Source organism: Chryseobacterium contaminans (genome assembly GCF_001684955.1).
In the GTDB taxonomy this organism is placed as follows: domain Bacteria; phylum Bacteroidota; class Bacteroidia; order Flavobacteriales; family Weeksellaceae; genus Chryseobacterium; species Chryseobacterium contaminans.
In genome coordinates this window covers 22,142-31,315 of the sequence record NZ_MAYF01000279.1, presented here as the reverse complement: position 1 = coordinate 31,315, position 9,174 = coordinate 22,142, and the positions used below count along the sequence as shown (strand labels likewise).

Genomic DNA, 9,174 nt, shown 5'->3' with positions numbered 1-9,174 from the left:
CAAAGCTTATCAGCTGGCCAGACGAAAAAAGTTTAAAGAGCACAAACAATGGATGTGGCGGAGCTTCGCTTTTACATTATCAGCCATCACATTACGAATGTGGAAAGTTATTATCGTATATTTATTCCATCCCAATCCCATGGACGTTTACCAAATCATTGCATGGCTGGGCTGGATTCCCAATATCCTTATCATTGACTATTTAATTACAAAAAAACAGATATGAAAACTTTACATTACACCTTGATTTCCCTGCTTGCAGTTTCCTTGATAAGCTGCAAAAAAGATGGGAAAATAAATGAATCCAATAAAGATTCCTTAACCGCCCAAAAAGACTCCGTTGTTGTTCCTGAAATTCATAAAGAATACTATGGTGTTTACACGGGTGATTTTGCCGGAATGGAGAAGGTAGTTGATGATGTGGACGGCTCTGAATATGACGAGAATGTTTACAAAAAAATCTCCATAAAAATCAACAGAATTACCAAAGACAGTGTTTACGGACAAAGTATTGTAAACGGAAACCAGCGTCCTGTAAAAGGTATTTTTAATGAGACTTCAAAATCTTTTGTGTTGGATGAGCCGGGAAACGACAAAACGGATGGCAGATTCGAGATAAAGCTGAATGGAGACAGCTTAACCGGAAAATGGAATGCCTTTAATAAAAAAGCGGTAAAGGCTCCTATAAAAACACTCAAACTCATCAAAAAAGACTTTGTTTATAACCCTAACTTTATGCTGGACCCTGATTCCAATCTGGTAGACTGGAACAATCCTAAAGATTTTGTAGAAAAATATACGGATAGTGACGGAAAAACCGAAAGCTACACAACATCAAAGAACCGGGTTGCTTCTGATGCCGTTTTTAAACTGAATGCCTCTAAACAGAAACTCACTGAAAAGGATCTCAAAAACCTAAGAAAACTGGATATGGAGATCATCAAAAATTCAGTATTTGCGAGACATGGCTATTCCTTTAAAAAAGAAACTTACAGGGATTTCTTTGAGCAAACGGACTGGTATATTCCTGTTTCCAATAATGTAGACAATGAACTTTCTCCTATGGAAAAGGATAATGTAGCCTTACTTAACCGCTTTATCAAGTATGCGGAAGATAAATATGACAGTTTCGGAAGATAATTTTCAATCTATGTTAAAATTCTTGTTTTTTCCCATGCTTTTCTGGGCTGTTTCTATAAATGCCCAGAAAGACTCTACGACTTTTCCGAAGCCAGAACCTCCGGCACCTGTGGAATCTGCACCACATAAAACACCTGAATTTCCTGGCGGGCACAGAGCCTTTGTAACAGAAGTACTGAAAAACTTCCGGACTTCACCATTAGTAAGGGCTGAAATTATGAGCGCAAAAGCTTCTGCCAACTTTATTGTAGATACAGAAGGCAATATGATTGATATTAAAATAGAGTCCTATGAGCACGCAATGGTAAGAGATGAATTTCTGAGGGCTCTTAAAATGGTAAAAACAAAGTGGATTCCTGCTGAACAGGATGGCAAAAAAGTCAGAAGTGTGATGCGACAACCTTTGATTTTTAATCTGAAATAGCCTGTTGTGGTCTTGAATTAAGTTTAACCCAAATAAAAATCAACAGGCAACCTGCAGCATAACACAGAATGTCTATCCAGGAAAAAGAATTTCCAATAATAATATACATCAGGCTTCCAGGACGGAAGCCTAGTTTTTCTGCAATATTGAAATATTGTGCAAATTCTACAAAGCAGGAAAAAATTAAAATCCCAAAAATCAGTTTTTCATTGTTTATCCTTAAAAAGCTTTTTACTAAAGTATAAAGAAGCATCACAACAATCACATCCCCAAGATAAGCTCTTATGAAGAAAATATCTTTCAGCTTTGTAGCAATCAGCACCTCAATAAGGAAAATAACAATGGAAACAAGTAAATATTTCAGGCTATATTGGAATTTCATGTTGATGTTTTTAAAATTCGGGCATAAAAAATCGGCATTTTTACAAACACCGATTTTTATTCTGGCAAATATATTATTTCTTTACTTTGATTGTACATCCGATGGCAACCGTTTTTGTCATTTTCAGCAACTCTCCTTTTAACAGGGCATTTACAGCATTCTGGACATAGTATTCTGATACATCATTGGGGTTATCGTAATTGTTATCAATGGCTCCTATATATTTTACGATATTTTTCCCGTTTTGCTTTTGCAATACAAAAACATGCGGCGTTTTTGTGGCTCCGTACTGCGGATAAATTTTCTGCCCTTCATCTACTAAATACGGAAAAGTAAAACCTTTCTGTTTTGCCCTTTCGATCATCTGCTGATAACCATCTTCCGGCTGCACATTCGGATCATTTGGGTTAATGGCAATTACCGGATACCCCTGGCTTTTATATTTTTTATCCAGCTCAATGATCCTGTCTTCATACTTCTTGGCATACGGACAATGGTTACAGGTAAAAATCACGATAAATCCTTTAGCCGTTTTAAAATCACTCAAAGAAACCATTTTCCCATCAATATTCTTAAGCTTGAAATCTGTAGCCTCATCACCTACTTCATACCCTTTTACTGTTGAAATGATCTCTTTTTGAGGTTTATTTTTATCATGATTCACCGCTGTAAAACTTAACAAACCTAATCCGGCAATGAAAGCTGCTATTAATGTTTTCATATTTTTCATACTCTTATTGATTATAGATTTTCAGTAATTGTTTTTTCGAGTTCTTCTTTACTCATTTCTCCGTCATTGAAGTGTATTTTCTCTCCGTTTTTATAAAAAATGGTGACCGGAATATTCCCGTCCCATTCTTTTTCAAATCTTGGAATCCAGATATTCATTCTTTTAATATCATCTAAAAGGACAACTTCAGCCGTCAGACTTTTATTTTTAATGAATTTTAAAACCTTTTCTTTATCTACTAACCTGTCTAAGGATACCAGTAGCATTTTAAACTTAGGATTGCCAGCATATTGATTATTGACCTCCATAAAGTGAGGAAGCTCTTTCAAACAAGGCGCACAGGTAGTTGCCCAGAAATTTACTACCAGAAATTTATCTTTCTCCGACTGAATTTTCTTTTCCAAATCTTCATATTTCAGAGCAGAAACTTCCGTCTGTTGGGCATTGCAGAGAGTACAGCACAAAAATACAACCAGAATTGTTAGGACATTCTTCATATTCAAATTTAACAATTGCAGCCTTCACCCATGATTATCAAACTGTTAAAGTTTGTTAACAGGTACAATAAACTATTAAATTAATTGTTCACACAGTATTGAGTTATTGAAATAAAATGTACATTAGCTTTTTAACCAAACTAAAATTATTATGAAAAAATCAATGAATCAAAAAAAGAAACTTACAAAGAGAGAAATGAAAGCCATCAACGGAGCAGGACCTATCTGCCCGCTGGTATTCAGTTGTTTTGACCGAAATACCGGAGAAGAACAATATGGAGTGTATGGAATTCAGGATGGCCCTTGCTGTTAAGTCCATTCAGAATCCAACCCATTAATCAAAACCAAACAAATTAAAAAATATGAAAAAATCAATCAATCACAAAAAGAAACTTACCAAAGCTGAGCTTAAAGAAATCAGCGGTGGTGCTATAGCTAACTGTGCAGAAGACCTATGCAAGCTTAGAGGAGTAAGCAGTCATTTCATGATCATCGGCCCTAGAGGCAAAGACGGATACTGCTGTTAATCAAAGTTTTAACTTATAAAAAGAAAAAATGATTGGATTATCCTCCAATCATTTTTTTTATGGCGTTAAGCTTCATTAAAGCTTCAATTGGTGTTAAAGTATTGATATCTATCTTGGTAAGTTCTTCCCGGATATTCTCCAAAACAGGATCATCCAGCTGGAAGAAAGATAGCTGCATATTTTCTTCAGTTACCCTTTTGATATTCTCTGAATTTCCTCCCTCCTGAGTTCTGCTAGCCTCAAGGGTTTTAAGGATCTCATTGGCCCTGTTTACCACCTTTGCAGGCATCCCAGCCAGTTTAGCCACATGAATACCGAAACTGTGTTCACTACCTCCCGGAACCAACTTTCTCATGAAGATAATATTCCCTTTATTTTCCTGAATGGAAACGTGGAAGTTCTTCACTCTTTCAAAATTCACGGTCATCTCATTCAGTTCATGGTAATGCGTAGCAAATAATGTTTTCGCCTGTGTAGGATGCTGGTGAAGATATTCTGCAATAGCCCATGCAATGGAAACCCCATCATAGGTAGAAGTTCCACGGCCAATTTCATCCAGAAGAATAAGGCTTCGTTCTGAGATATTATTCAGGATATTGGCAGCTTCGTTCATTTCTACCATGAAAGTAGATTCTCCTGCAGAAATATTGTCTGTTGCCCCTACCCTTGTAAAGATCTTGTCCAGCAGTCCGATTTCCGCATGTTTAGCAGGCACAAAACTTCCGATCTGGGCCAAAAGACATACAATAGCCGTCTGACGAAGAATTGCTGATTTACCGGCCATGTTTGGCCCCGTCACCATAATGATCTGCTGGGAATCTTTATCCAGGAAGATGTCATTCGGAATATATTTTTCTCCTAGCGGAAGCGCATTTTCAATGATGGGATGTCTTGCTTCTTTCAGATCAATAGCATAACCGTCATTCAGAATAGGCTTGGTATAGCTTTCTGAAACTGCCAGTTCCGACAATCCTGCCGCCACGTCAATCTGGGCAATAATATTGGAATTCCCCTGAATCTGATCGATATAAACCATTGTTTCAGAGCACACATTTCTGTACAGCTGATGTTCAAGAACGCTTATTTTTTCTTCAGCACCCAGGATCTGGTTTTCATACTCCTTTAATTCCTCGGTAATGTATCGTTCGGCATTCACAAGAGTCTGTTTTCTTACCCAGTCGTCCGGAACTTTGTCTTTATGGGTATTCCGGACTTCAATATAGTATCCGAAAACATTATTAAAATCAATTTTAAGACTGGTAATCCCTGTTCTTTCAATCTCTCTCTGACACATTTCATCAAGGAATCCTCGCCCTTTACTCTGAAGATTTCTCAATCTGTCCAGTTCCTCAGAAACGCCATCCTTTACTACATTTCCTTTGGCAATACTCACCGGAAGTTCTTCATTAAGATGGTTTTGAAGGAATTTAATCAGTTCTTCAAGATCAAATAAAGGCTCTAACCAAGCCAGTACATCTGCATGCGGATGCAATAAATCTTTGATCTTGTGAATATTAATCAAACTCTGACGCAAATAGCCAAGTTCTTTAGGTGATATTTTTTCAGCAGCCAGTTTCCCCATTAATCGGTCAAGATCAGAAATTGACTTTAAAAGCTGCCCTATTTCATATTTAAGATGATCGTTTTCGTTTAAAAAATCAATCAGGGAAAGCCTTCTGGAAATTTCATCCACTGATTTTAAAGGAAGAATAATCCTCCTTCTCAACAGCCTTCCTCCCATCGGGGTTGATGTTTTATCAATAATATCCAGCAATGATTTTCCTTGTGGATTGCTTGGATATACGATTTCCAGGTTTCTTAAAGTAAAATTATCCATCATCAGATAATCTTCCTGTGGAATAATCTGAAGTTTGGTGATATGAGAAAGCAAATTATGATGCGTATCTTCTACCAGATAGGCAAAAATAGCTCCTGCTGCTGTAATAGCTAACGGAAGACCTTCTACGCCAAATCCTTTTAAAGAGTTGGTTTTAAAATGACTGGTTAATTTCTCATAGGCGAAATTGTATTGAAAAGCCCAATCTTCCAATTTGAAAGCATTTTTATTCTTAATCTGCTCCGGAATCTGTGCACTTCTCTGGAAAATAATTTCACTCGGGTCAAAAGTATTGACAATATGTAGGAGCTTTTCAAGATTTCCTTCACTTACCAGAAACTCACCGGTAGAGATGTCTACTAAGGCTATTCCATATTTTTCTTTTTCTTTATGCAGGGAAAGCAGGAAATTATTTTTCTTGGAATTTAAAACCTGATCATTAAAAGTCACTCCGGGAGTTACCAGTTCTGTAACCCCTCTTTTTACAATTCCTTTGACCATTTTAGGATCTTCCAGCTGATCGCAGATAGCAACTCTCATTCCCGCTCTTACCAATTTTGGAAGATAAGAATCGATGGAATGATGCGGAAATCCGGCTAATTCTACACTTCCTTCTCCATTATTTCTTTTTGTAAGAACAATACCCAGTATTTGGGAGGTCTTCACGGCATCCTGCCCAAAAGTTTCATAAAAGTCCCCTACCCTGAAAAGTAAAAGCGCATCAGGGTATTTGCCCTTGATGGTATTATATTGAGTCATTAACGGGGTTTCCTTCTTCGATTTTGCCATAGTAAAAAATGAGCCCCAAATTTAAAAAAATAAATCCAGCGTTGCAGAATTGTTTCACGGTTATCCCCGAATAACTTTTCCCTATCAGGAATTAATCGTATTTTCACCCTAAAATCACATCCATGGAATTTCCTGTTTTAGAAACTGAAAGACTTATTCTGCGCCAGCTTACCCTTAATGACACCCAAGATGTATTCGAATATTTTTCATTAGAAGAAGTTATGGAATATTATGATCTTGAAGCATTCAAGTCTATCGAAGATGCGCAAAAAATCATCCAGCATTTCAACAGTGAATTTGAAAAAGGGAAAGGCTTCCGTTGGGCTTTACAACTGAAATCCAATGGCAAAGTGATTGGAACCTGTGGTTATCATAACTGGTATAGGGAACATTTCAAAGCTGAAATCGGATATGAACTGAATCCTGTTTTCTGGAGACAAGCCTATATGAAAGAAGCTATTCTTCCTATTTTAACCTTCGGATTTGAAAGCATGAGATTACATCGGGTAAATGCCTTTATAGATCCAGCTAATATTTCCTCCGAAAAGCTTTTAACTTCCGTGAATTTCCAGGAAGAAGGAACCCTCAGAGACTACTTTTTTGAAAAAGGAAAGTTTGTGGATGCTAAGATCTTCGGACTCATTAACAAGTAAGATGCGTAGTAAAGCTGGAAGCCAGAAGAAGAAGATGGAAGTTACTATTTGACAGGAGACTTCTACACCTCTGTAAATATATAAGAGTTTCTTCCTTCGTCAGAAATCGAAGATTCGACGTAGTCAATGACAACGACGCAATAACGCAATATAAAACCAGATATTTATTAGGAATGGCTTACATTCACTTTTCGGCAAAAATAACTTCCCTCTTCCCGCCTCCATCTTCCATCTTATCAGACTAATTCCCTTTCTGTAAATGCTTTTCCAACGCCTCTGAACTTTTCTTATACGCCCATTTTTGCTTATAATCCACCCATTTGGCTTTAAACAGCTTACGCATAATCTTATCTGTATACCTCATGATAAAAACATGATACAGCATATTGGCAAAAACATTCGGCTTATTCGGAAGCGCTCTTAATGAAAGTGAAAATCCAGGCTCAAGGTATCTGTTGAAGTGCCAGAATGCGCCTGGAATGAAAAGAGCATCTCCATGTTCCATAAAAATCTCATATCCTTTTGCATATTTCAATGCCGGAAATTTCTCGTAATCAGGATTTTCGTAATCTACATCATAGATGGTGTGAACAGATAATGGTACTTTGTATAAAAACGGAGACTGTTTCTGATCGAATAAAAGAATTCTTTTTTTTCCTTCGAAATGAATGTGCATAAAATCGCCTAAATCTACATCGTAATGCATCAGCACATGAGCTTCACTTCCTCCAAAAAATAAAGTAGGAAGCCTTTTGAAGAACTTCATTCCCAGATCAGGATAGGTGAAGTTTTTGAGCAGTTCAGGAAGCCTGTCTGTAATGATATAGAAGAAAATCCTAAGATCTGAAGGCTTACTTTTTATCGTATCGATATAATCCTTCATCTTCATATTAGCCACCGGAGCATCAGAACTTTTAGCCGCATCAGCCGGTTTGTTATCATACAGAGGAACAACCTGGTCGCCTGCCTTTTCACGGATATAGGCAAGATTCCATTTGTCAAAAGCATCCCAACGGCTTGCAAAATTCTTAATTAAAAGAGGTTTCTGCTTTTTGAAATAATTCTTCTGAAAATCTTCTTTACTGATATCAGTTACTACATCTACGTTTTCGAGGATCATGTACTTGGTATTTAATGCGAAATAAAAATAGTGTTTTTTTGAAAACTGCAAAAATTAAGATGAAAAGGCTGGAAGCTGGAGGAGGGATGCTGGAAGTTACTATTTGTCTGCAAACCTCTTCCAACCTCCCTCTTCAGACTTTCTATTTTATTCTGAAAAATTTATATTTGTAGTATTAAGCGAATTTATGAGAGTATACAACACGAAACACTTCCTTAAAATCCTTTTCAGTTTACACAAAAGTGACACCCTGAAGATTCTTTTCCCAAGCATGATTCTGATAGGATTATACTCTTGGGGAATTCAATACCTGGAAGTAGAATACTTTCATCTTACAGCAAAATCCGGAATCAGTAATGTGGGAATGATTCACTCCTTACTGGGATTTGTATTATCTCTATTATTGGTTTTCAGAACCAATACAGCCTATGACCGATGGTGGGAAGGAAGAAAATTATGGGGAAAGCTGGTGAATGATACCCGGAACCTGGCGATAAAAATCAACACCATTCTTGAGGATGACCGTCAGGATGCAGAACAGATTTCAAGGTATTTAAAATATTTCCCTCACTTTTTAGCCAAACATCTTTCTAAAGAATCTACCCGTTTAGCATTAGATGAAGATTACTCAGAAATTGAAAAGTCTTTAAAAAATCATGGGCCAAGTGAGATTGTCATTCTTTTAAGTCATAAATTGAATCAATTAAAAAAAGAAGGCAAGATTTCAGAGGTTGAAATGCTGTATCTGGATACTCAACTTTCAGGCTTTCTTGAAGTATGCGGTGGATGTGAAAGGATTAAGAATACTCCTATTCCTTATTCTTACTCTTCATTTATTAAGAAGTTCATCATTTTATATGTATTTGCGCTTCCAATAGCTTATGTAATTACCATTGGCCTTTTCATGATCCCGCTTACCGTTTTTGTCTATTATGTACTGATGAGCCTTGAACTGATTGCAGAAGAGATTGAAGACCCTTTCAATAACGATGAGAATGACATCCCAATGGAAACCATAGCCCAAAATATTGAAAAAAATGTTCATCAGATTATGAGCAGAAAATAAAAATCAACC

General features: G+C 36.8%; 13 protein-coding genes. 8 read left to right on the top strand and 5 right to left on the bottom strand.

Annotated features, from left to right (window positions below; genetic code table 11):
- From BBH99_RS21915 to BBH99_RS13590, 3 genes are all read left to right on the top strand, one after another.
- On the top strand, window positions 1-226 hold a 226-nt coding region (locus tag BBH99_RS21915), incomplete at its 5' end, for a DUF2306 domain-containing protein (RefSeq protein WP_123873180.1).
- Window positions 223-1,140, top strand: coding sequence for a YARHG domain-containing protein (locus tag BBH99_RS13595; RefSeq protein ID WP_066696643.1), 918 nt, complete (start codon window positions 223-225; stop codon window positions 1,138-1,140). The genes BBH99_RS21915 and BBH99_RS13595, both read left to right, overlap by 4 nt.
- 34 nt (window positions 1,141-1,174) lie before the next feature.
- Window positions 1,175-1,564, top strand: a complete 390-nt coding sequence (locus BBH99_RS13590) for an energy transducer TonB (RefSeq protein WP_123873178.1) — start codon at window positions 1,175-1,177, stop codon at window positions 1,562-1,564.
- Here BBH99_RS13590 and BBH99_RS13585 read toward each other — a convergent pair.
- From BBH99_RS13585 to BBH99_RS13575, 3 genes are all read right to left on the bottom strand, one after another.
- Window positions 1,551-1,946, bottom strand: a complete 396-nt coding sequence (locus BBH99_RS13585; RefSeq protein ID WP_066696639.1) for a ribosomal maturation YjgA family protein — start codon at window positions 1,944-1,946, stop codon at window positions 1,551-1,553. The genes BBH99_RS13590 and BBH99_RS13585 overlap by 14 nt on opposite strands.
- 73 nt (window positions 1,947-2,019) lie before the next feature.
- Entirely contained in the window at window positions 2,020-2,676 is a 657-nt protein-coding gene (locus BBH99_RS13580) for a thioredoxin family protein (RefSeq protein WP_066696637.1), read from the bottom strand.
- Window positions 2,677-2,687: 11 nt separating this feature from the next.
- The gene (locus tag BBH99_RS13575) at window positions 2,688-3,173 is read right to left on the bottom strand and encodes a TlpA family protein disulfide reductase (RefSeq protein ID WP_066696635.1); all 486 of its coding nucleotides are present in this window, start codon (window positions 3,171-3,173) and stop codon (window positions 2,688-2,690) included.
- Window positions 3,174-3,324: 151 nt separating this feature from the next.
- On the opposite strand from BBH99_RS13575, the gene BBH99_RS22475 reads away from it, so the two are divergent.
- Together BBH99_RS22475 and BBH99_RS22120 are read left to right on the top strand one after the other, a co-directional pair.
- On the top strand, window positions 3,325-3,486 hold the full coding sequence (locus tag BBH99_RS22475; protein WP_165601944.1) for a hypothetical protein: 162 nt from the start codon (window positions 3,325-3,327) through the stop codon (window positions 3,484-3,486).
- Window positions 3,487-3,535: 49 nt separating this feature from the next.
- Window positions 3,536-3,700 (top strand): bacteriocin, encoded by a 165-nt coding sequence (locus BBH99_RS22120; protein WP_123873176.1) that lies wholly within the window; start codon window positions 3,536-3,538, stop codon window positions 3,698-3,700.
- A gap of 37 nt (window positions 3,701-3,737) precedes the next feature.
- Here the strand turns inward: BBH99_RS22120 and mutS are convergent, their stop codons facing one another.
- Window positions 3,738-6,326 carry a DNA mismatch repair protein MutS gene (mutS, locus tag BBH99_RS13570; RefSeq protein WP_066696633.1) on the bottom strand — a complete coding sequence of 863 codons (2,589 nt, stop codon included), beginning with the start codon at window positions 6,324-6,326 and terminating at the stop codon, window positions 3,738-3,740.
- A 122-nt stretch (window positions 6,327-6,448) separates the two neighbouring features.
- Between mutS and BBH99_RS13565 the strand changes: the two genes are divergently transcribed.
- On the top strand, window positions 6,449-6,979 hold the full coding sequence (locus BBH99_RS13565) for a GNAT family N-acetyltransferase (protein ID WP_066696631.1): 531 nt from the start codon (window positions 6,449-6,451) through the stop codon (window positions 6,977-6,979).
- Between the two features lie 241 nt (window positions 6,980-7,220).
- Here BBH99_RS13565 and BBH99_RS13560 read toward each other — a convergent pair whose 3' ends face one another.
- A complete protein-coding gene (locus tag BBH99_RS13560) occupies window positions 7,221-8,099 on the bottom strand; it encodes a cupin-like domain-containing protein (RefSeq protein ID WP_066696625.1) in 879 nt (292 codons plus the stop codon).
- Window positions 8,100-8,137: 38 nt separating this feature from the next.
- Here BBH99_RS13560 and BBH99_RS22945 point away from each other — a divergent pair, with 38 nt between their 5' ends.
- Window positions 8,138-8,272, top strand: coding sequence for a hypothetical protein (locus BBH99_RS22945; protein WP_262487205.1), 135 nt, complete (start codon window positions 8,138-8,140; stop codon window positions 8,270-8,272).
- A gap of 14 nt (window positions 8,273-8,286) precedes the next feature.
- Window positions 8,287-9,165 carry a bestrophin family protein gene (locus BBH99_RS13555; RefSeq protein WP_066696622.1) on the top strand — a complete coding sequence of 293 codons (879 nt, stop codon included), beginning with the start codon at window positions 8,287-8,289 and terminating at the stop codon, window positions 9,163-9,165.
- Window positions 9,166-9,174 lie beyond the last annotated feature (9 nt).